Source organism: Amycolatopsis sp. FU40 (genome assembly GCF_021903635.1).
Lineage (GTDB): Bacteria > Actinomycetota > Actinomycetes > Mycobacteriales > Pseudonocardiaceae > Amycolatopsis > Amycolatopsis dendrobii.
Window position 1 is genome coordinate 3,510,474 of sequence record NZ_CP091381.1, and the last position, 21,664, is coordinate 3,532,137.

A 21,664-nucleotide genomic window follows, 5' to 3' on the forward strand; every position below is an offset into this window, starting at 1 on the left:
TCGCGGGCCGGGCGTGCCCTCCGGCCCGGGGATTCCTGACAGGTTTTGTCAGCGGACCCCGGCATGCTGGCCCTCATGCGCGCGAGCCGGCTCGTCTCGATTCTGTTGTTGCTGCAGGCCCGCCAGCCGAGGACCGCCGACGAACTGGCCGCCCGGCTGGAGGTCTCGCCGCGCACTGTCTACCGCGACATCGAGGCGCTGAGCGCCGCCGGGATCCCGGTGTACGGCGAGCCCGGGCACGACGGCGGGTACCGGCTGGTCGACGGGTACCGCACCCAGCTGACCGGCCTGACCAGGCAGGAAGCCGAGGCGCTCTTCCTCGCCGGCCTGCCCGTCGCGGCCTCCGGACTGGGCCTCGGACCGGTCGTCGCGAACACGGAGCGCAAACTGCTGGCCGCGCTCCCGGCCGAACTGCGATCCCACGCCGACCGGGTCCGCGAGCGGTTCCACCTGGACGCGGCGTCCTGGTACCACGGCGCAGAAGCCACGCCGCAGCTGCCGGCAGTCTCGGACGCGGTGTGGCAGCAGCGCCGTGTCCGGATCCGGTACCAGCGCTGGGCCGCGCCCCGCGAAGTCGCCCGGACCGTCGAGCCGTACGGCGTGGTGCTCAAGGCCGGTCACTGGTACCTGGTCGCCCGGCGTTCCGGGGAGTTCCGGACCTACCGGGTGGCGCGGATCGTCGAGGCGGCGCTGCTGGACGAGACCTTCGATCGGGCCGACGACTTCGACCTGGGCCGCTGCTGGTCGGACTATCTCGACGACTTCGACGCCCGGCGGCACCGGGGCGAGGCGGTACTGCGGCTGTCTCCGGAGGGGATGCGGCTTTTGCCGCAGCTCGCCGAACCGGCCGTGGCCCGCGCGGCCGCGGGTGGTGTTGCCGAGGCGGACGGATGGACTCGGGTGGTCGTTCCGGTCGAGCAGCCGGACCAAGCCGTGCATGATCTGCTGCGGCTCGGCCCGTTGGCGGAGGTGGTTGCGCCGCAAGAGCTTCGGGACCGGCTGGCGGAGGCGTTGACGGCGATGCTCCGCCAGTACCCCGAGGTCAGCGGGTAGCGACCAGGACGAACGACTCCGCGGGCAGCACCGTCCCGGTGGAGCCGGCCTCGGGGTTGCCCCACGAAGCCAGCACCTCCCCCGCCACCGGAAGCTCGACCGGCTTCGCCCCGAAGTTGCACGCCAGCCGCAGAGCGCCCCGGTGCAGGATCAGCCACGCGTCGTCCGGAGCGGTCTCCACCACGACCCGGTCCAGCCGCGGATCGGTCAGCTCCGGATGCGTGCGGCGGAGACGGATCAGCGTCCGGTACAGGCCGAGGATCTCGCGGTGGCCCGGTGTGCCCGGTTCGGTCCAGTCGAGCCGCGAGCGGGCGACGGTGGCCGGGTCCATCGGGTCCGGGACGTCCGTTTCGCCCCAGCCGTGCCGGGCGAACTCGCGGCGCCTGCCGGTCCGGACGGCCTCGGCCAGTTCCGGGTCCGGGAACGACGCGAAGAACTGCCACGGCGTCTCGGCGGCCCACTCCTCCCCCATGAACAGCATCGGCGTGAACGGCGAGCAGAACACCACCGCCGCGCCGCAGGCCAGCAGGCCGGGCGAAACGGTCGCGGACAGCCGGTCGCCGGTCGCGCGGTTGCCGATCTGGTCGTGGTCCTGCAAGTAGGCCAGGAACCGGTGGCCGGGGGCGGCGCGCCGGTCCAGCGGGCGGCCGTGGACGCGCGAGCGGAACGACGACCAGGTCCCGGCGTGGAAGAACGCCTCCCGCAGGGTTTTGGCCAGCGCGCCGGGCTCGGCGAAATCGGTGTAGTAGCCGGTGGTTTCGCCGGTGAGCCGGACGTGCAGCGCGTGGTGCAGGTCGTCGGACCACTGCGCGTGCAGGCCGTAGCCGCCGGCGTCACGGGTCGTGACGAGCTTGGGGTCGTTCTGGTCGGACTCGGCGATCAGCGTCAGCGGGCGGTTCAGGGCCGCCGACAGCGCGTCGACCTCGGCGGAGAGTTCCTCCAGCAGGTGCACGGCGCGCTTGTCGACCAGCGCGTGCACCGCGTCCAGGCGGAGGCCGTCGAAGTGGAAGTCGCGCAGCCAGCCCAGCGCGTTGTCGATGACGTAGCGGCGGACTTCGTCGGAACCGGGGCCGTCGAGGTTGAGCCCGGCGCCCCAGTCGGTGCGGCCGGCGAAGTACGGGCCGAACCGGTCGAGGTAGGCGCCGGACGGGCCGAGGTGGTTGTAGACGACGTCGAGCAGCACCGCGAGCCCGCGGGCGTGACACGCGTCGACCAGGCGTTTCAGCCCGTCGGGACCGCCGTACGGCTCGTGCGCCGCGCCCCACAGGACGCCGTCGTAGCCCCAGCCCGCGGTGCCGTCGAAGGAGTTCACCGGCAGCAGTTCGACGTGCGTGACGCCGAGGTCGACCAGGTGCCCGAGCCGTTCGATGACCGCGTCGAACGTGCCTGCCTCGGTGAAGGTGCCGACGTGCAGTTCGTAGACCACGCCGCCGGGCAGCTGCCGTCCGGTCCACGACTGGTCGGTCCACTCGAAGGCGGAATGGTCGTAGACGCGCGACGCTTCGTGCACGCCGTTCGGCTGGCGCAGCGAGCGCGGGTCCGGCAGCGGACGGTCGTCGTCGCCGAGCAGGAAGGTGTAGTCGGCGCCGGTGACGTCGGCCTGCCACCAGCCGTCGGCGGCGGCGGTCATCTCGTGGTCGGCACCGTCCACGCGGACGCGGACGCGCTCGGCCGAAGGTGCCCATACGCGGAACATCAGGAGTCCTCCCGCACCAGAAGCGCGACTGGATACTGGTCGAACAACGCCGAAGCCTGCGGTGCGTCACCGATCCCGCGGCCGGTCAGCACGTCGGTCCATTCGCCGGCGCGCAGCGGCAGCACGGTGTCGCGCCAGCCGCCCGCGCGCTCCAGTCCCAGCGGCAGCCGCGTGACCGCGACGGTCAGGCCAGTGCCGCGTTCGAAGGCCAGAAGGTGTTCCGCGGCAACGCCTTCCGCCTGCAGCGGCCGGTATCCGGTGAAGAGCTCCGGCCGGTCCCGGCGCAGGGTCAGCGCGTGGTGCACCACCAGCAGCTTCGCCGCGCCGGTATCGTCGATCTCCGGCTGTTCGCCCGCCTGGACGCGTTCGAGCAGGGAGCGCCGGGCGGCGTAGTCGACCGCGCGGCGGTTGTCCGGATCGACCAGCGAGTAGTCCCACAGCTCGGTGCCCTGGTAAACGTCCGGCACGCCGGGTCCGGCCAGCTGGATCAGTTTCTGTCCCAGCGAGTTCGCCCAGCCCGCGCCGCGCACCCGCTTGACGAAGCACTCGACATCCGCCGTAAGCTCCGCGTCGCCCAGCACCGCGGACGGCCACTCGGCGACGGCTCGCTCGAAGTCCTCGTCGTGGTCCGTCCAGGAGGTGCGGAGTTTCGCTTCCTTCGCGGCTTTGTCGAGGTAGTCGCGCAGCCGTTCCGGCGAGATCGGCCACGCGCCCACAAGCGTCTGCCACGCAAGGAGATTCAGCGCGGGCTCGTCGATCCCGCGCGCGGCGGTCCACCGCCGTACCGCGACCGCGAACTCGTCCGCGACCTCCGACAGCGCGGCCATCCGCGCGCGGGTGTCCTCGGAGCGCTTCGTGTCGTGAGTGGTCAGCGTGGTCATCGTGGCCGGAGCCGCGGCAGCCCGGCCCGCGGCCAGCGTGTGGAATTCCCCGGTGCTCAAGCCGAACCGGTCCGGGTTTCCGCCGACCTCGTTCAGCGCGGCGAACCGGGTGAACCGGTAGAAGGTCGTGTCCTCGGTGCCCTTCGCGACGACCATGCCGGACGTCTGCTGGATCCGCGTCGCCAGCTCGCCCTCGGGCGCGCCGCGCACCTGGCTGTCGAGCGCGTCGAGCGCGGGGGCCAGTTCCGGCCGCCGCTTGCGTGCGCGCGCGACGGCGGTCGCCCAGTGGCCGGAACCCTCGGGAAGGTACGAACGGTAGACCGGGAACGCGATCATCACCTCGGCGACCGCAGCGCGGGCCGCGTCCGCGTCCACGCCGTGGAGCAGCGCGGCGATCCGGTGCACCTCGGCGACCAGGATCCCGTCGGTCACCAGCCTCCGCGCGTTCTCCTCGACCGCGTGATAGTCGGTGCGCACGCCCTGTTCGGCGGCGAGCCGGGTGAACACCGACGCCGCCGCCGGGTCCACGAACACGCCGGTGATCTCGCGCAGCGCGTCGTATCCGGTGGTCCCGTCGACCGGCCAGCTCTGCGGCAGCGCCTCGCCGGGGTGCAGGATCTTCTCCGCCACCAGCCACGCCCCGGGCGCGCCCTCGCGGAGCCGCCGGAAGTAGCCGCCCGGGTCGGCGAGCCCGTCGGGATGGTCCACGCGCAGGCCGGTGACGTCGCCGTCGGACACCCAGCGCAGCACCTCACCGTGGGTCTCGGCGAACACCTCCGGCCGTTCGACGGTGACCGCGGCCAGGTTCGTGATGTCGAAGAACCGCCGGTAGTTCAGCTCCCGGTTGCCGCGCCGCCAGCCGACCAGCTCGTAATGCTGACGCGCGTGCACCTCTCGCGGCGTGCCGCCGCCGGTGCCGGGCGCGATCGGGAACCGGTGGTCGTAGTAGACGAGTTCGTCTCCCTCGACAGTCAGCTCGTCGTTGTCGTCGCCCAGGATCGGCAGCAGCACCCGGCCGCGACTCCAGTCGATGTCGAAAAACGGCGCGTACGGCGAATCCTGGCCGTTCCGGAGAACGTCCCACCACCACTGGTTCGCCTTCGGGACTTCGACCGACATGTGGTTCGGCACGATGTCCACGACGAACCCGAGCCCGGCTCCTTTCAGCCGCGCGGCCAACGCCTTTCGCGCTTCCTCGCCGCCCAGTTCGCCCCGGGCGCGCGTCGGATCGGTGACGTCGTAACCATGCGTGGACCCGGGCGTCGCGTCGAGCATCGGCGAGCCGTACAACGCGCCGACGCCCAGCTCGCGCAAATACTCCACGATCGCGGCGGCGTCAGCGAAACCGAACTCTGGCCGCAGCTGTACGCGGTACGTCGAGGACGGCGTGCTCATTCGCCCTCCTTGGCGGTGCGCTGAAGAACCACCAGCGAACGCGCGGCGAGGGTGAACTTGCCCCCGCCTTCGACCGGCTCGACATCGCTGTGCCCGACAGCCCCGGTTTCCGTGTCCACCACGACTGTCCATTCGCGACCGTAGCCGTTGCCCGGCAGGGTCATCGCGATGTCCTCCCAGTGCGCGTTGAACGCGAGCAGGAACGAATCGTCCTCGACCGGCATCCCGCGCGGGTCGAGGTCCGGAATCCCTTCCCCGTTCAGGAAAATCACGACGGACTTGCCGAACGCGTCGTCCCAGTTCTGCTCGGTCATCTCCTCGCCGGCCGGGGTGAACCAGGCGATGTCGCCCAGCTCCTCGCCCTTGCGCACCGGCTTTCCCTGGAAGAACCGGCGGCGGCGGAACACCGGATGCGCCTTGCGGAACGCGGCGAGCGCGCCGGTGAACTCGATCAGGCCGGCGTTCTCGGCGGCGAGTTCCCAGTCCATCCAGGACAGTTCGGTGTCCTGGCAGTACGCGTTGTTGTTGCCCTGCTGGGTCCGGCCGAGTTCGTCGCCGTGCAGCAGCATCGGCACGCCCTGCGACAGCAGCAGCGTGGCGAGCAGGTTCCGCCGCTGCCGGGCGCGCAGCGCGAGCACCTCTTCGTCGTCGGTCGGGCCCTCGACTCCGCAGTTCCACGACCGGTTGTCGTCCGCGCCGTCGCGGTTGTCCTCGCCGTTGGCCTCATTGTGCTTTTCGTTGTACGACACCAGGTCGGCGAGCGTGAACCCGTCGTGCGCGGTGACGAAGTTGATCGACGCGAACGGGCGGCGGCCGTCGTCCTGGTACAGGTCCGACGACCCGGTGATCCGCGAAGCGAACTCGCCGAGGGTGGACGGTTCGCCGCGCCAGAAATCGCGCACCGTGTCGCGGTACTGCCCGTTCCATTCCGTCCACAGCGGAGGGAAGTTGCCGACCTGGTAGCCGCCCGGCCCGACGTCCCACGGTTCGGCGATCAGCTTCACCTGGCTCACGATCGGGTCCTGCTGCACGAGGTCGAAGAACGTCGAGAGCCGGTCGACGTCGTAGAACTCGCGGGCCAGCGCGGAGGCGAGGTCGAACCGGAAGCCGTCCACGTGCATCTCGGTCACCCAGTACCGCAGCGAATCCATGATCAGCTGCAGCGTGTGCGGGCTGCGCACGTTGAGCGAGTTCCCGGTGCCGGTGTAGTCCATGTAGTACTGCGGATCGTCCTCGACCAGGCGGTAGTACGCCTCGTTGTCGATGCCGCGCATGGACAGCGTCGGGCCGAGGTGGTTGCCCTCGGCGGTGTGGTTGTAAACCACGTCGAGGATCACCTCGATCCCCGCCTCGTGCAGGGCGCGGACCATGCCCTTGAACTCCTGCACCTGCCCGCCCTGGCCCTGCATCGCGGCGTAGGCGTCATGCGGCGCGAAGTACCCGATCGTGTTGTAACCCCAGTAGTTGCGCAGACCCTTCTCGTCGAGGCCGTGGTCGGTGACGAACTGGTGCACCGGCATCAGCTCCACCGTGGTCACGCCGAGTTTCTGCAGGTGCTCGACCACGGCCGGGTGCGCCAGCCCGGCGTACGTGCCGCGCAGCCGCTCCGGGACGAACGGGTGCGTCATCGTCATGCCGCGCACGTGCGTCTCGTAGATGACCGTTTCGTGGTACGGCACGCGCGGCGCGCGGTCGTTGGCCCAGTCGAAGAACGGGCTCACCACGAGCGAATACGGCACGTGGCCCGCCGAATCGTCCTCGTTGAACTGGTCCGGGTCGTCGAAGCGGTAGCTGAACAGCGCCTCGGACCAGTCGACGCCGCGGGACAGCGCCTTGGCGTACGGGTCGATCAGCAGCTTGCCCGGGTTGCAGCGCTGGCCGCGGCTCGGGTCGTACGGCCCGTGCACGCGGAATCCGTAGCGCTGCCCGGGGCCGACGCCGAGCAGGTAGCCGTGGTGGACGAAGCCGTCGACCTCCTCCAGCCGCGAGCGGGTTTCGTTGCCCTCGTCGTCGAACAGGCAGAGATCGACGTGCTCGGCGACCTCGGAGAACAGCGCGAAGTTCGTCCCCACGCCGTCGTAGGTCGCGCCGAGCGGGTAGGGCTTTCCGGGCCAGGGCCGCACAGGGCTTCTCCTTGGGCATCGGTTTTCGTTGTCCGGACAGGCTTTTCGGGTGGGTCAGCGGAGCGGGCGGGCCGCGGCGAGCGGGGCGACCGCCGCCCGCACCCGCGGATCGGCGAAGAACCCGTCCACAGTGACGGGAAGCGGGATGCGCCAGTTAGGGTACTCATCCACGGTGCCCGGCAGATTCGGCTGGCGCCGTTCGCCCGCGACGTCCGCCGGCGAGGTGAGCACCAGCCGCGACGCCGCCGAAGCGAGCAGAGTGTGCAGGGCGACCACCAAGTCGTCGTCCGGAATTCCTTCGCTCGCAACCAGTTCGAGCAGTGCCCGGCGTTCGGCCGCCGCCTCGGCGTGCTCCTGCTCCACCGGACGGTCGAGCTGGCCGAGTTCGGCGCGGACCCGGACGTGCTCGGCCTCGAGCCAGCCGGACACGGTCGGCAGGTCGTGCGTCGAAATGCTGGCCATCGCGTCCGGGTCCCAGCGGTCCGGGCGGACGAACGGCTTGCCGGGCGCGTCCCAGTCGCGCTGGAACCACAGCACCGCGGAGCTGAGCAGGCCGCGTTCGTGCATGGTTTCGGTGACGGTGTCCTCGACGGTGCCGAGGTCCTCCCCCACCACGACCGCGCCCGCTCGGTGCGCTTCCAGTGCGAGCACGCCGAGCATCGCTTCGGCGTCGTAGTGCACGTACGTGCCGCGGCCCGCCGGTTCGCCCGGCGGGATCCACCACAGCCGCCACATCCCGGCGACGTGATCCACGCGGATGCCGTCGGCGTGCCGCAACACGCCGCGCACGACGTCGCGGAACGGCGCGTACCCGGCTTCGGCGAGCCGATCCGGCCGCCACGGCGGCAGATTCCAGTCCTGGCCCTGCTGGTTGAACGCGTCCGGCGGCGCGCCGACCCGCACCCGCGCGGCGAAAACGTCCCGCAGCGCCCAGGTGTCCGCGCCGCCGGGATGCACGCCGACCGGCAGATCGTGCACGACACCGACCGGCATGCCCGCTTCGCGCGCGGCGCGGCGGACGCTATCCAGCTGTTCGTGACAAAGCTGCTGGAGCCAGCCGTGGAATTCGATCCGCTCGGCCAGTTCCTCGCGCGCGGCGGCCACCTCGGCACTGCCGGGATCGCGCAACGGCTCGGGCCACTCGCGCCAATCGCCGCCGTGCACCTCGGCGAGCGCGCCGAACGCGGCGAAATCGCGAAGGTCGTCGTCCAGTTCGATCGGATGCGGATGGTGCGGGCGCAGCAGTTCCAGCGCGGCCCGTTTCGCGGTCCACACGGCGTCGTAGTCGATCAGCTCGCCGACCGGATCCGGAGCGAGCGCTTCCACCCGCCGCCGGGTGTCCTCGTCGGCGCGGGCGAACGCTTCGGTGTCGGTTACCCGCAGGTACAGCGGGTTCGCGAACCGGCGGCTGGACGGCGAGTACGGCGACCGCTCCACCGGATGCGCCGGGCTGATCGCTTGCACCGGGTTGACGAGCAGCACGCCCGCGCCCAGTTCGGCGGCCGACCGGGACGCCACCTCGGCGAGATCGCCGAAGTCGCCCATCCCCCACGACCGCTCGGAATGCAGCGCGTAAAGCTGGAGCATCCAGCCCCACGCGGGCGGCACCGCGGGCAGCCGGTCCGGGACGACGGCGAGCGAAACCCGTTGCTCAGCGGTCACGATCCGGTGCCAGCCGAGCGGAAGGTCAGCCGGAAGTGTGGCGCCGACGTCACGCGTTGTGCCGTCTTCGAGTTCGACCCGCGCGGTCTGGCCGAGTTCGCGTTCTTGCCCGGCGCGCACCACGACTGTCGGCGGCAGCACGTGCGCCGCGGCGGCTTCCCGCACCGCGGCCAATTCTCGCCGAATTGCTTGTGGACTACCGGCATCGACGTCTAACTGCGCCAATACGGCGACTACGACGTCGGGGTCTACCTGTACTTCGACTTGGTCGGCGTTTTCGTAGCGGGTGGCGACTCCATGGGCGGCGGCCAGTTCGGCCAGTCCGGGGGTCACGTTTCGGTCCGGGGGACGGGAATGCGCACCGGACCAGTGTCCCGGGCGGCGCCCCGCGGCGCCATTCGCCCCGCCGCCGCAGACGGGCGAAGCGGTGACCGGCCGGTCGGGGGGCGTGCCGGCCGGTCACCGCCACACGAAACGAGAGGGAAGGCGTCCCCGGGAATGACGCGCGGCCGCCGAGTTCACCCGTTCAGGCGCTATTCGCGTTTTCAGCGCGCGGCTGCCCCCTCAAGGAGGTAGCGCCGTCCGAAATGGACGCAGTCAGGCTCCCGCCAGCTGCCCGAGCTTCCCGGCGAGCCGGTCCAGCCACGCTTCGACCTCGCCCGCCGAACGGTCCGGCAACCCGAACACGACCTCGGTCACGCCCGCCTCGTCGAGCTTGGCCAGCCCCTCCGGATCCGGGCGCGGGCCGAGCGCGATGACCTCCGGCTCGCCCTCGCGGCCCTCCTCGCGCCAGATTTCGCGCAACTGCGCGACTTTCGCGGTGATATCGCCTTCGGCGGGCGTGGTGAGCCAGCCGTCGCCGTGGCGCGCGATCCAGCGGAACGTGCGCTCCGTGCCGCCCGCGCCGACGACCACCGGCACCTTGGGCTGCACCGGTTTCGGCCATGCCCAGCTCGGCCCGAACTCGACGAACTCGCCCGCGTAGCTCGCCTCTTCCTCGGTCCACAGCGCGCGCATCGCCTCGAGGTACTCGCGCAGCGCCGTGCGCCGCCGCTTCCCGGGCACGCCGTGGTCGGCGAGTTCGTCGGTGTTCCAGCCGAACCCGACGCCGAGCGTGACCCGGCCGCCGGACAGGTGGTCCAGCGTCGCGACGGTCTTGGCCAGCGTGATCGGGTCGCTTTCCACCGGGAGCGCCACCGCGGTCGCCAGCCGGATCGTCGAGGTCACCGGCACCGCGCTGGCCAGCGCGACCCACGGATCGAGCGTGCGCAGATAGCGGTCGTCCGGCAGCGAGGAGTCGCCGGTCCGCGGATGCGGGGCGTCGCGCCGGATCGGGATGTGCGTGTGCTCGGGCACGTAGAACGTCGCGAAGCCGGCCTCTTCCGCGGCCTGCGCGGCCGCCGCCGGGGAGATGCCCCGGTCGCTGGTGAACAGCACGATCCCGTATCTCACCCCCGGCACGTTATTAGAACGTGTTTCAGTTTGCAACGACCCGCGGGCACGGGCGATTATTCCTGCGAAAACCCGGGCTTGACGGCGCCCCCGGCCGGGTACTCCACTGGTACTTGAGCGATCACCGGCCCGTCCTGCCCGAGGAGGGGATCATGCTGCCCCATCGCGACCGCAGCGCCCTGCGGAAGATCGAAGAGGAACTCGCCGCGAGCGACCCCGTGTTCGCCGCGACGCTGAGCCAAGGCGTGCCGCCGGTGCAGACCCGGCGATGGCAGAAGATCCTCGTGCTCGCCGAGGTCACCGCCGCGATGATGCTCGTCTTCGGCCTGATGGCGGGCGACACCGGCTGGTTCCTGTGGGGCCTGGTCGCCGCGCCGCTGCTGGTCTGGGCGCACCGGACCATGCTGCAGCGCCGCCGCGAGCCCTTGGCCGGCGACCGGACGTGACCCTCAGCGGCGCGCGGCGCGCTCGAGCAGCGGAGTGAGCCGGTAGGGCACCATCTCGCGCATGACGAGCGCGTTGTTGGTGCGCTCGACGCCGGGGATTTCCAGGATTTCCCCGGCGATCCGGTACAGGTCGTCCGCGTCGGTCGCCACGACGTGCACCAGAAGGTCCTGCGCGCCGGTCAACCCGCGCACCTGCAGCACTTCCGGCACCGCGGCGAGCGCGCGGCCGACCTCGTCCAGCAATCGCTGCCGGGCCTGCACCGTGACGAACGCGGTGAGCGGGTAGCCGAGCGCGGCCGGGTCGATCCGGTGTTCGGCCGAGCGCAGCGCGTCGCCCTGTTCGAGCCGGGCGAGCCTGCTTTGCACGGTGTTGCGGGACAGGCCCAGTTCGTCGGCGAGCGCGACCGCCGTGGCGCGCGGGGTGCGGCCGAGCGCGAGCAGGATCCGGGCGTCGGTGGCGTCGAGCCGCTGAGTGCTGGGCATGCTGCGCAATCCTCTCCGCACCGTGCGGTGCCGGCTTGGGCGTTCTGCGCAATGTTGAACGCGCTTGTTGTGCACCCTACCCAGCTCTGCTGGACTGGCCTGAACTTTCCGCCCAAGAAAGGTCCGATCCTTCGTGAGCAGCGCCGCCCCCGAACGCCTTCCGGACAACGACACGGTGACCGTCCTGCGCGAGGTGCAGGACCGGGTGCTGTGGCTGTCGGCCGCGATCATCGACCACGCGAACCGGGTGCGGCCCAATCCGACCGGGCTCAAGGTCGGCGGGCACCAGGCGTCCAGCGCCTCGATGGTGTCGATCATGACCGCGCTGTGGTTCGCCCGGCTGCGCGCGCAGGACCGGGTTTCGGTCAAACCGCACGCCTCCCCCGTGCTGCACGCGATCAACTACCTGCTCGGCGACCTCGACGAGAAGTACCTGACGACGCTGCGCGAGTTCGGCGGGCTGCAGAGCTACCCGTCGCGTTCGAAGGATCCCGACCAGGTCGACTACTCCACCGGTTCGGTCGGCATCGGCGCGACCGCCCCGATCTGGGGCGCGCTGGCGCGGCGTTACGTCGAATCGCACGGCGGCGGCGCGGGCACCGGACGGCAGTACTCGCTGGTCGGCGACGCGGAACTGGACGAGGGCGCGTGCTGGGAAGCCGTCCTCGACCCGAACGTGGCGGAACTGGGCGAGGTCGTGTGGATCGTCGACCTGAACCGGCAGTCGCTCGACCGCGTGGTCCCGAACATCGGCGCGACCCGGCTGCAGGGCATGTTCGAGGCGGCCGGCTGGCAGGTGCTGACCGTGAAGTACGGCCGGCTGCTGCAGGAACTGTTCGAACGGCCGGGCGGCGCGGCGCTGCGCCGGCGCATCGACGAGATGCCGAACCCGGAGTACCAGCGGCTGCTCCGCTGTACCCCGGCCCAGCTGCGCGAACGCCTGACGGCGCCGGAACTGGCTCCGCTGCTGGACACCCTCGACGACGAGACGCTGCACGCCGCGATCCGCAACCTCGGCGGCCATGACCTGTCCGCGCTGCTGGACACCTTCGACGCCATCGACGACCACCGGCCGACCGTCGTTTTCGCTTACACCGTCAAGGGATTCGGCCTCGCCAGCGAAGGGCACCCGCAGAACCACTCGTCGCTGCTGACCGCCGAACAGCTGGGTTCGCTGGCCGAGCGCGTCGGAATCTCGCCGGACAACCCGTGGCAGAAGTTCCCCGAGGGCTCCGCGGCCGCGCAGCTGTGCGCTTCGACCGCAGCCCGTCTGGAACGGGAACCCGTTGAGCTGCAACCGGTTCCGGTCCTGCCGTCCGACATCGGCCGCACGCCGTCGGGTCGCACCACCACGCAGGCCGCGCTCGGCCGCGCGCTGCTCGACCTGACCCGCGAGGCACCCGAGGCCGCGGAACTCGTGGTGACGCTGTGCCCGGACGTCTCGTCCAGCACCAACCTGGGCGGCTGGGTCAACAAGGTCGGCGTGTGGTCGCCGCAGGAACGCGTCGACTGGTTCGCCGACGACCCGGAAACGATCCTGCACTGGCGCGAACGGCCCAGCGGACAGCATCTGGAACTGGGCATCGCCGAGGTGAACCTGGTGAGCGCGCTCGGCGAACTGGGCACGACGTGGTCGCGCTGGGGCCGTCCGCTGCTGCCGATCGGGGTGCTTTACGACCCCTTCGTGGAGCGCGCGCTGGAACCGTGGTCGTTCGGCATCTACGGCGGCGGGCAGTCCATTTTGGTCGGTACGCCGTCCGGCGTCACGCTCGCGCCCGAGGGCGGCGCGCACCAGTCGGTGACCACGCCGTCGGTCGGGCTGGAGCAGCCTGGATGTATCACTTACGAACCCGCGTTCGCGTTGGACGTCGAGTGGACCCTGCTCGCGTCGCTTTCGCGGCTCGGCCGTCCCGACGGAACCTCCGCTTACCTGCGCCTGTCGACCCGTCCCGTGGACCAGAGCCTGGCCGCGGTGCCGTCCGATCCGGCCGCGCGGGAACGCCGCCGCCGCCAGGTCGTCGCTGGCGCGTACCCGATCCGCACCGCCGCGGTGGCGCGCCCGGACGTCACGCTGGTGGCGATGGGCGCGATGGTCACCGAGGCGCTGGAAGCCGCCGACCGACTCGACGCGCTGGGCAAACACGCCGACGTCGTGTGCGTGACGAGCCCCGGCCTGCTGTTCCGCGCCGGGCAAGCGCGGGCGGGGCAGGATACGGCCGACACGTGGATCCTGGAGTCGGCGCTGCCGTCCGAACGGTCCGCGCCGATGGTGACGGTGCTGGACGGGCACCCGCACACGCTGGCGTTCCTGGCGAACGTCCACCGCGTGCGGGCGGCGCACCTGGGCGTGACGCGGTTCGGGCAGTCGGGCGATCTGGAGAGCGTGTACCGGCACCACGGCATCGACACCGACAGCATCATCCAGGCCGCGCTGGACGTGGCGGACTGATCCCGGGCCGATCCGGATCGGCCCGTCAGCCGCCGATCCGGATCAGCGAGCGGGCGCCCTCGCCGCGGCGCATCCGGTCGAACGCCTCGCCCGTCTCGTCGAGCGAAATCCGGTGCGTCACCAGGGTTTCCAGGTCCAGCGCGCCCGAACGGACCTCGTCGGCGAGCACCGGGATGTCGCGATCCGGATCGGAAGCGCCGTAGACGGTGCTGGTGAGCGTGCGGGCGAAGTGGAAGATTTCCAGCGGGTTCAGCACGACCTGCTGGTCCTTCCGCCCGACCCCGACCACCGTGCAGTGCCCGCCGCGGCGCACCGAACTCCACGCGGCGCGGATCGTGGCCGCCGCGCCGACGCATTCGAAGGCGTGGTCCGCGCCGCGCCCCTCGGTGAGCCCGCGCACCTGCTTGGCGAGTTTGTCGTCGCTCACCAGGAAATCCGTCGCGCCGGCCGCGCGGGCGAGCGCTTCCTTCTCCGGCGACAGGTCGGCCGCGACGATCTGCCCGGCGCCCGCGAGCTTCGCCCCGAGCACCACGCACAACCCGATCCCGCCGAGCCCGAGCACGAGCACGCTCTGTCCTTTTCGGACCTTCGCGGTGTTGCGCACCGCGCCGACCCCGGTGAGCACCGCGCAGCCCATCAACGCGGCCAGATCGAGCGGCACGCCGTCCGGCAGCGGTACGACGGAGTGCCCGGGCAGCACTGTTTCCTCCGCGAACCCGCCGACGCCAAGCAAAACGTTGAGCGGCTGACCGTCCAGCTTTCCGCGCGGCACCGTGGTGACGCCCTCGATCGCCGAACACAACCACGGTTCCCCGGCCCGGCAGAACCAGCATTCCCGGCACGCGGCGGCCCAGTTGAGCACCACCCGGTCCCCCGGGCGCACGTGCGTCACTTCGCTGCCGACCTCCGCCACGACGCCGGACGCCTCGTGCCCCGGCACGAACGGGTACTGCGGACGCAGCGTTCCGTCCACCATGGACAGATCGGAATGGCACACCCCGGCGGCCGCGACCCGCACCCGCACGTCGGCAGGCCCGACCGGCGGCAGCACGATGTCGCAGACTTCCGGACGCCCGCCCTGCTCGCGCACGACCACGGCTTTGACCACGGTGTCTTCTCCTTCGGATCGTGCTAGAGCTGGATGGATTTGAGCTCGGTGAACTCGTCGAGCGCGGCCCGGCCCATTTCGCGGCCGAGACCGGACTGCTTGTAGCCGCCGAACGGGGCCAGCGGGTTGAAGGCCCCGCCGTTCACGTCGATCTGCCCGGTCCGGACCTTGCGCGCGAAGGCGAGCGCCCGGTCCTGGTCGGCCGACCACACCGCGCCGTGCAGGCCGTAGCGGGAGTTGTTGGCGATCCGGAGCGCGTCGTCCTCGTCGTCGAACGGGATGATCGACAGCACCGGGCCGAAGATTTCCTCCTGGGCGATTGTCGAATCCGGGTCCACGCCCGCGAAAACTGTCGGTGCGACGAAGTAGCCTGTGTCCGCAGGAGCTTCGATGCCGCCCGTCACGAGAGTCGCGCCCTCGGCGATGCCCTTTTCGATGTAGCCGCGCACGCGGTCGCGCTGCGCCGCGCTCACCAGCGGGCCGAGCTTGGTCTTGGGGTCCAGCGGATCGCCCGTCGTGAACCCTTCGGCGAACGTCTTCGCGAGCGCCGCCGCTTCGTCGTGCTTCTCGCGCGGGACGAGCATGCGCGTCCACGCCGTGCAGGTCTGGCCGCCGTTGAGAAACGCGTTGGAGACGCCGACCTTGACCGCGGTCGCCAGGTCCGCGTCGCCGAGGATCACGTTGGCGGACTTGCCGCCCAGCTCCAGCGTGACACGCTTGACCGTGCGCGCCGCCAGCTCCGCGACCCGCGTCCCGGCGCGCACCGAACCGGTGAACGACACCACGTCGACCTCCGGATGCGTCGCCAGCGCCTCGCCGGCCTCCGGCCCGTATCCGGTGACCAGATTGACCACGCCGGGCGGAAAACCGGCCTCGTGGATCGCGTCGAACAGCTGGTAGGCGCTCAACGGCGCGACCTCGCTCGGCTTCACCACGACCGTGCAGCCCGCCGCCAGCGCGGGCGCGATCTTGCAGGTGATCTGGTGCAGCGGGTAGTTCCACGGCGTGATCGCCGCGACCACGCCCGCCGGCTCGCGCACGATCAGCGAGTTGCCGACCTTCTCCTCAGGCTCGTCCTGGCCGAGCAGATCGACGTAGGTCTGCACATCAGTCTGCGGCAGCGCGGCCTGGATCCGGGTCGCGATCCGCAACGGCGTGCCGACGTCCTTCGCGATCGTCTCGCCGATCTCTTCCGCCCGTTTGGCGAGACCGTCGTGCAGCTTCCGCAGGAGTTCGCGGCGGTCCGCCCGGATGGTGGCCGCCCACGCCGGAAACGCCTCGCGCGCCGCCCGGACCGCCCGGTCCACATCAGCGGCCGTGCCCTCCGGGATGTGCGCCTGGACCTGCTCGGTGGCCGGATTTTCCACCGGGATCGAGGCTTCGCCCTCCGAACGGACCCATTCGCCGCCGATGTACAGCACGTCGCGCTCAGCCACCGAGTCTCCTTCGACCTAGGTTCACTCCCTCGCCGGATTCTATAGAAAACGCTCCGGCTGTCTAGTGCGCCGCGAGCACGCCCTGCGCCGCGAGGAAGTCGACCAGCAGGTCCCCCGCCTCGCGGATGTGCGCCGCCATCGCCTCCCGCGCCGCGTCCGGCTTGCGCTCGTTCAACGCGGCAAGCACCCGGTCGTGGTCGTCTCGCGCCAGCAGCGGCCAGCCCGGGATGTCCGCGTACGCCGAGAACGGCACGTACCTGAGCGTCAACGACAGCATCCACGTGAACTTCGGCGCGGCCGCCGCGCGATTGACCATGCGGTGCAACGCGAAATCGGCCCGCTCCGTCGCGTCGAGGTCGCCCTCGCGCACGGTCTTCTCGATCTCGCGCTGGAGGTCGTCCAGCCGAGCCAGCCCCGCCGGATCGAACGCTTCCGCCGCCCGCGCGGCCAGTTCGCCGGAGACGTAGGCCTGCATCGCGTAAACGTCGACGACGTCCCGGCGCGTCACCGGGATCACCCGGAATCCGCGCCCTGGACGGAAATCCACCATGCCCTCGCCCGCGAGCGCCATCAACGCCTCGCGGACCGGGGTCGCGCTGACGCCGAGCCGCTCCGCCAGATGCTCGGTGCGCAGCCGCTCGCCGCCGCGGACCGCGCCGGTCAGGATCAGATCGCGCACCTGCTTGGCGACCCGAGGACTCAGCCGTTCGCGCGCTTCTCCGGCCACTGTCACGAAAACTCCCCGCCAGCGTTGGATTTCCCGCTATCGTAGCCTTTCTCCGCCGATGTGACGCCGGTCACTTTTCCCGCCGGAGAGAACCTGGGGAGGGGGTCGCGGCGACTACCCGGACGAACCCATGCACGGGTGAACCGCAAGTGTCCTCAATGGACACACCGAGGGAGGGAAACCGAATGTCAGTCAAGTCTTCGATCCTGCGCCGTGGCCGCCTTGTCGCAGGCACGGCACTCGCCGCAGCCGCCATCGCGGGCGGCACGATCGGCGTCGCGGCCGCAGCGACCGGCGATCGTCCAGCGGCTCCCGCCGCAGCACCTGTCGCTGCCGCTGCCGCCCAGCCGCCCGCCGCCGAACAGCCCCCAGAGGGCGCCCGCGCGACGGTGAAGGTCGACCCGAACCCCGCCGCCCCCGGCGGAGACGTCACGATCACCGGCAACTGCGGCGGAGGAAAGGGCTTGAAAAAGGTGATCGGCGGCTACCCCGGCCACCAGGTCCTCAAGGACGTCAAGATCGTCGACGCGAACCCGGACGCCTTCAAGGCAACAGCCAAACTGACGACGAAGATCGGCAACGGAGTCGGCCCGGTGATGGTCGACTGCGACGGAGAAGCAGGCGTCACCCTGCTGGTGACCCACACCCCTCCGGCGGGTGAGTGACGATGACGCTCCGCGGCACTCGAGTGACCCGCTTCGGCTCGGAGGCGCAGTTGCCTCAGTAGACGAGGGCGCTCGACTTCGGCGGATCGCAGTGGCGGGCCGTCTGGTGCCGGTCCGGTCGGTGGCCAACGACCGGGCCGGCACCACCTCGATGACTCGACACAGGCCGGCTCTGCCCCGGAGACGGCACCCGCCGAGGACGCCATGGCCTGACACTGGCCATGGCCGCCTCGGCGACGTCGCCGATCAGTGAGCGCTGCCTTCGTCCGGCAAGCGGCCGTGTCGGCCAAACACTTGCCCGCCAACGCGGACGGCCAGAGCTTGGCTCGGAGAGACAACTCGGGAGGGCCGCGCAAGAAGCGCTCCCGAGCCAACTCTCCGAGGCTAGCCGCGGAGGCGCAGCAAACGCGGACGACTGCGGCTCGGCCAGGCGGCGTCCCGCGGGCTGCCTGCGCAGCAGGCAGGTGACCGGCCAGTCCCCCAGGCTGGCCGGTCACGCCCGCGAACACGGACGGCCGCAGGCTGCTCAGCCACGCAGCGGCGCGCAAGCTGCCTCCCTGACTGGCTAGTCCCCGGGCTGGCCAGTCACGCCCGCGAACGGGGACGGCCCCGAGCCCAGCCCGGCCGCGTCCTGCGTTGCTGTCCGCCTGACCGACCAATCCCCCAGACTCGCCAGCCACGCCTGCCCAGTGCCTGTGCGAGGGGCGGACGTCACCTCCTGGCACTCCGCCGCCGACACCGACAGGAACGACAGACATCGCCTCCCCGCGCCCACCACCCGGAACCGACGCGGAGGGCAAACATCACCTCCTGGCACCCCGCCCCCGACACCGACGAGAACGACAGACATCACCTCCCAGCGCCCACCACCCGGACCCAACGCGGAGGGCAAACATCACCTCCTGGCACCCCGCCCCCGAGGCGATGCGAGGCACCGGAAAGGCCGGTCTCGAACCCGCCGATCACCCGCGCACCCACCCCCGCGAGGGTGGAAAATCTCGGCCTCCGCAGCCCGAATCCCCCTGCTGTGAGCCGATGTGCGAGCGCTGTGAGGTTGCTGTGCATCCGCCCGCACGGGATGCCTGCCGGGCGTCGGCGTGGTCATCTTGAAGCGTGAGAGTCAACGTTTCCCGGACAGCGCTGATCGTCTGCGCGGCGGCCGCGATCGTCGCGACCGGCGGCGCCAACGCCGTCGTCGACACCGCTGACGTCGCCGGCCCGGCCGTCCAGCCGAGCGGCGCGGGCACCCCGGCCGTTTCGACCGGCGGTGATGCCCGCGGTACCGGGACGAGCACCTCTTCCAGCAGCACCCCCGCCGTTTCGGCCGGCGACGCTTCGCGCGGCACCGGAACGAACACCTCGTCCAGCACCCCGGCGGCCGCGACGGCCAGCCCGGCGGTCGGCGCGTTGTTCTCCGGCGGCAACCACTTCTGCTCCGCCAGCGTGGTGCACAGCCCCGCCGGCGACCTGCTCCTCACCGCCGCGCACTGCGTCAGCGGCGACGTCTCCGGCATCACTTTCAAACCCGGCTACCACGACGGCATCGCCCCCTACGGCACCTGGCAGGTCACCGCCGCGATCGTCGCCGACGGGTGGAAATCCTCGTCCGACCAGGACCTCGACTTCGCGTTCCTCAAGGTCGCCCAGCCCGGCTCCGCGAGCCTCGAAAGCCTCACCGGAGCCAACCAGCTCGGCGTCAACCAAGGCTTCTCGCACACGATCACCCTCACCGGCTACCCCGACGGCACCGAGCAACCCGTCGTCTGCACGGGCACCACGACCCAGTCCGACACCTACCAGCAACGCGTCGCCTGCCCCGGCTTCCCCGACGGCACCAGCGGCGGCCCCTGGGTCGTCAACCAGGACCCGACCACCGGAACCGGCACCGTCATCGGCACGATCGGCGGCTACCAAACCGGCGGCGCCACCCCGGACGTCTCCTACAGCGCTTACTTCGACGACGACATCGCGCAGCTCTACAACTCGGCGATCAGGTGAACTAACGCCGCGAGCAGCCTTTCACCAGGCGGAGTGACCGGCGATTCCACGACTGCGCGACAACCAGCCCTGCAACTACTGCTTCTCCGCGGACCCCCCGCAACGGCGGGACACCGCCGTGTCCGGTTCCGACCGCCAGCGCATTCCGCAACAGGAAGCACCCTCGGCACCCGGTCGTGCTTCGGGAGGACGAAAAACAGACTCTCACCGGCCCGAGGCAGCCCGGCGAAGTTATTCGAGGACAGCAGTACCGACACGTCACCGGGCAGAGGGCTGTGTGTGTCCCGACGCTCGTCTTGGCGGAGCCGCCTGCCACGGGAGACGCCAGAGCCGCCCGGGGACCGCGACGGTCACGTCAGGTCATGCTTCCGCCTTCGACAGCGAAGGCCGGAAACCGGCAGTGCGGAGGTCGTGCTCGGCGGCCGATCAACCGCGCCACTCTGAACTCCCCGCGCTGCGACAAGTGCCGTCGCCGCCAGGGGTGTGGACCAGCGCCGAAAGCACCATCCGGCAGCGTCCGGACAGCCCCGGGCACGAAGCGAGGTTTCTCAGCGACAGTCGGCGATGCTCGCGGTCGTCAGCCCCAGAGCGGCACTGCGTGCTCTGCCGCGCGAACGACGGCGTTTCCGTCGAGGGTGACGTAGGTGAGGTCGATGCCCAGGTCCGGCCACTCCGCGACGAATTCGAAGGGGCCCGGCGGCGGGAGCGGCCAGAGCCAGAGCCGCTGATGGCGGTCGTAGTACTGGTCGCTGCTCGCAGCGTCGCCCCCGGCCTCGACGAGCATCGGGCCCTCCGGCCGGTCGGTGGGATGAGCCCAGCCGGGAAAAGCGTGTTCGACTGTGGTCGCCCTCGAACCGCCGGGAAAGCGAACGCCCACTTTCAAGCCCCCGGCACCCGGCTGAGGACCGGAAACGTAGTCGAAATCGTTTCCGGCCACGCTTTCCCACGCCGGATCGTCCAGCGAGCCTCGCCGTATCGCCAGGTGCAAAGCGAGCAGGCAGCCCTCCGGGAAAACGACCGCGTAATGCAGCGCGGCCGCGACGCGGTCAGTCCGGGCGACGAACTGCTGGATCGGCACTATCTGCCCCAGGACTTCCCTGGGCGGCCCCTGCCAGGAAGCGGCATCCATGCCCGCGATTCTAGCAGCCCCGGCGACGCCGGTCGAAACCGGAAAACGCGGCCGTCCGGAAAACGGAAAGTTCCCCGGGAATCCCCGGGGAACTCGCTGGCCGCAGAATTCAGAGGTAGATCGAGACACTGGGATGTCCGGAGTGGCAAATAGTGCCGTCGATCAGCGTCGCGCCGCCGTTGTGCACGCGGTCGAAGGTGTAGCCGAACTGGTTCAAACCGGTCCAGATACGCGCCGCCTTGTCGTCGAAAATCGCTCCGCTGTAGGTCTGGTGGGACGTTCCGTTCCGGTCGCTGAGCGAGACGTCCCAGGACCAGAAGAAGGCTTTCGCGGGCGTGTTGCTGAACCCGCTGGCGACCGCGACCTGGTTGGTTCCGGTCTGGCTGACGCGAATCCAGGAGCGGCCGCAGTTGCCCCACACCTCGGCGTAGTCCGTGTTGGCGGCCGCGGGTCTCGCGCTCCCGCCGGACGGGGCTGCCGGCTGCGGGTGCACGATGACGCTCTTGGGCAGGTTCGACCGGGGGTCGATCGGAACCGACTGCCGGTCGCCGTTGGCATAAGTGACGATCCGGTAGCCGTGCGCCTTGGCGACCGCCGCGTCGAAGTCCACCGCGTGCATCCCGAGCCGCGTCTCCCCCTGCGCGCCCGGGGCCTCCGCGGCGCCCGCCGCGGAGGCCCCGCCGAGAACGCCCAGCACCACAGCGAGCGACGCCCCGGCGAGCACGGCCAGCCGAGCCGAAATCCTCCTCGGTTTACGGTTCTTGGTCATTTTTCGGCACACCTTTCCTTTATGTATTTTCCAGCATAATTTCTCCGCATAACCCAGGAGACGGGTGGGCGCACGGAAACCAACTCGTCGGCGACGATACCGAACAGCAGCTGCCGGCACAGCAAAACTAAACGCGAACCCTCGCCGGGATCTTTCCGCGGCACCCGTCCCCATATCAAGCAGTATCGACCC

At 70.7% G+C, this 21,664-nt stretch carries 16 protein-coding genes; 5 read left to right on the plus strand and 11 right to left on the minus strand.

The features are described from left to right. Positions 1 to 75 precede the first annotated feature (75 nt). Positions 76 to 1,053, plus strand: a complete 978-nt coding sequence (locus L3Q65_RS17065) for a YafY family protein (protein ID WP_237600226.1) — start codon at positions 76 to 78, stop codon at positions 1,051 to 1,053. On the opposite strand, the gene treZ is transcribed toward L3Q65_RS17065, so the two are convergent. From treZ to L3Q65_RS17090, 5 genes are all read right to left on the minus strand, one after another. Then, on the minus strand, positions 1,043 to 2,752 hold the full coding sequence (gene treZ / locus L3Q65_RS17070; protein ID WP_237600901.1) for a malto-oligosyltrehalose trehalohydrolase: 1,710 nt from the start codon (positions 2,750 to 2,752) through the stop codon (positions 1,043 to 1,045). The two genes, L3Q65_RS17065 and treZ, sit on opposite strands and share 11 nt — an antisense overlap. Continuing rightward, on the minus strand, positions 2,749 to 5,025 hold the full coding sequence (treY, locus tag L3Q65_RS17075) for a malto-oligosyltrehalose synthase (protein WP_237600227.1): 2,277 nt from the start codon (positions 5,023 to 5,025) through the stop codon (positions 2,749 to 2,751). Before treY ends, treZ begins: the two co-directional genes overlap by 4 nt. After that, a complete protein-coding gene (gene glgX, locus L3Q65_RS17080) occupies positions 5,022 to 7,148 on the minus strand; it encodes a glycogen debranching protein GlgX (RefSeq protein ID WP_182895956.1) in 2,127 nt (708 codons plus the stop codon). Before glgX ends, treY begins: the two co-directional genes overlap by 4 nt. Before the next feature lie 54 nt (positions 7,149 to 7,202). Beyond that, the gene (malQ, locus tag L3Q65_RS17085; protein ID WP_182895957.1) at positions 7,203 to 9,143 is read right to left on the minus strand and encodes a 4-alpha-glucanotransferase; all 1,941 of its coding nucleotides are present in this window, start codon (positions 9,141 to 9,143) and stop codon (positions 7,203 to 7,205) included. Between the two features lie 264 nt (positions 9,144 to 9,407). Further along, positions 9,408 to 10,262, minus strand: a complete 855-nt coding sequence (locus tag L3Q65_RS17090; protein ID WP_182895958.1) for a TIGR03619 family F420-dependent LLM class oxidoreductase — start codon at positions 10,260 to 10,262, stop codon at positions 9,408 to 9,410. Between the two features lie 152 nt (positions 10,263 to 10,414). Here L3Q65_RS17090 and L3Q65_RS17095 point away from each other — a divergent pair, with 152 nt between their 5' ends. Continuing rightward, on the plus strand, positions 10,415 to 10,708 hold the full coding sequence (locus tag L3Q65_RS17095) for a DUF3040 domain-containing protein (RefSeq protein ID WP_182895959.1): 294 nt from the start codon (positions 10,415 to 10,417) through the stop codon (positions 10,706 to 10,708). A 3-nt stretch (positions 10,709 to 10,711) separates the two neighbouring features. Here the strand turns inward: L3Q65_RS17095 and L3Q65_RS17100 are convergent, their stop codons facing one another. Continuing rightward, entirely contained in the window at positions 10,712 to 11,191 is a 480-nt protein-coding gene (locus L3Q65_RS17100) for an Lrp/AsnC family transcriptional regulator (protein WP_182895960.1), read from the minus strand. 133 nt (positions 11,192 to 11,324) lie between these two features. Here L3Q65_RS17100 and L3Q65_RS17105 point away from each other — a divergent pair, with 133 nt between their 5' ends. Next, on the plus strand, positions 11,325 to 13,640 hold the full coding sequence (locus L3Q65_RS17105) for a pyruvate dehydrogenase (RefSeq protein ID WP_237600228.1): 2,316 nt from the start codon (positions 11,325 to 11,327) through the stop codon (positions 13,638 to 13,640). Positions 13,641 to 13,665: 25 nt separating this feature from the next. Here the strand turns inward: L3Q65_RS17105 and L3Q65_RS17110 are convergent, their stop codons facing one another. The 3 genes from L3Q65_RS17110 to L3Q65_RS17120 all read right to left on the minus strand — a co-directional run bounded on the left by L3Q65_RS17110 (position 13,666) and on the right by L3Q65_RS17120 (position 16,917). Further along, entirely contained in the window at positions 13,666 to 14,748 is a 1,083-nt protein-coding gene (locus tag L3Q65_RS17110) for an alcohol dehydrogenase catalytic domain-containing protein (protein WP_237600229.1), read from the minus strand. A gap of 23 nt (positions 14,749 to 14,771) precedes the next feature. Beyond that, positions 14,772 to 16,184: an aldehyde dehydrogenase family protein gene (locus L3Q65_RS17115; RefSeq protein WP_237600230.1), complete on the minus strand. Its 1,413-nt coding sequence runs from the start codon at positions 16,182 to 16,184 to the stop codon at positions 14,772 to 14,774. 61 nt (positions 16,185 to 16,245) lie between these two features. Continuing rightward, entirely contained in the window at positions 16,246 to 16,917 is a 672-nt protein-coding gene (locus L3Q65_RS17120; RefSeq protein WP_237600231.1) for a GntR family transcriptional regulator, read from the minus strand. Between the two features lie 179 nt (positions 16,918 to 17,096). On the opposite strand from L3Q65_RS17120, the gene L3Q65_RS17125 reads away from it, so the two are divergent. Then, positions 17,097 to 17,576 carry a hypothetical protein gene (locus L3Q65_RS17125; protein ID WP_237600232.1) on the plus strand — a complete coding sequence of 160 codons (480 nt, stop codon included), beginning with the start codon at positions 17,097 to 17,099 and terminating at the stop codon, positions 17,574 to 17,576. A gap of 1,113 nt (positions 17,577 to 18,689) precedes the next feature. After that, positions 18,690 to 19,574, plus strand: a complete 885-nt coding sequence (locus L3Q65_RS17130; RefSeq protein WP_237600233.1) for a serine protease — start codon at positions 18,690 to 18,692, stop codon at positions 19,572 to 19,574. Positions 19,575 to 20,151: 577 nt separating this feature from the next. Here the strand turns inward: L3Q65_RS17130 and L3Q65_RS17135 are convergent. Together L3Q65_RS17135 and L3Q65_RS17140 are read right to left on the minus strand one after the other, a co-directional pair. Further along, the gene (locus L3Q65_RS17135; protein ID WP_237600234.1) at positions 20,152 to 20,703 is read right to left on the minus strand and encodes a hypothetical protein; all 552 of its coding nucleotides are present in this window, start codon (positions 20,701 to 20,703) and stop codon (positions 20,152 to 20,154) included. 109 nt (positions 20,704 to 20,812) lie between these two features. Continuing rightward, a complete protein-coding gene (locus L3Q65_RS17140; RefSeq protein WP_182895966.1) occupies positions 20,813 to 21,472 on the minus strand; it encodes a hypothetical protein in 660 nt (219 codons plus the stop codon). Between the last annotated feature and the right edge of the window lie 192 nt (positions 21,473 to 21,664).

Excerpts from the sequence above, each read along its gene's own strand:
- L3Q65_RS17065 (WP_237600226.1), top strand. The coding sequence starts at position 76 with ATGCGCGCGAGCCGGCTCGTCTCGATTCTGTTGTTGCTGCAGGCCCGC.
- treY (WP_237600227.1), bottom strand. The coding sequence starts at position 5,025 with ATGAGCACGCCGTCCTCGACGTACCGCGTACAGCTGCGGCCAGAGTTC.
- L3Q65_RS17095 (WP_182895959.1), top strand. The coding sequence starts at position 10,415 with ATGCTGCCCCATCGCGACCGCAGCGCCCTGCGGAAGATCGAAGAGGAA.
- L3Q65_RS17100 (WP_182895960.1), bottom strand. The coding sequence starts at position 11,191 with ATGCCCAGCACTCAGCGGCTCGACGCCACCGACGCCCGGATCCTGCTC.
- L3Q65_RS17125 (WP_237600232.1), top strand. The coding sequence starts at position 17,097 with ATGTCAGTCAAGTCTTCGATCCTGCGCCGTGGCCGCCTTGTCGCAGGC.
- L3Q65_RS17135 (WP_237600234.1), bottom strand. The coding sequence starts at position 20,703 with ATGGATGCCGCTTCCTGGCAGGGGCCGCCCAGGGAAGTCCTGGGGCAG.
- L3Q65_RS17140 (WP_182895966.1), bottom strand. The coding sequence starts at position 21,472 with ATGACCAAGAACCGTAAACCGAGGAGGATTTCGGCTCGGCTGGCCGTG.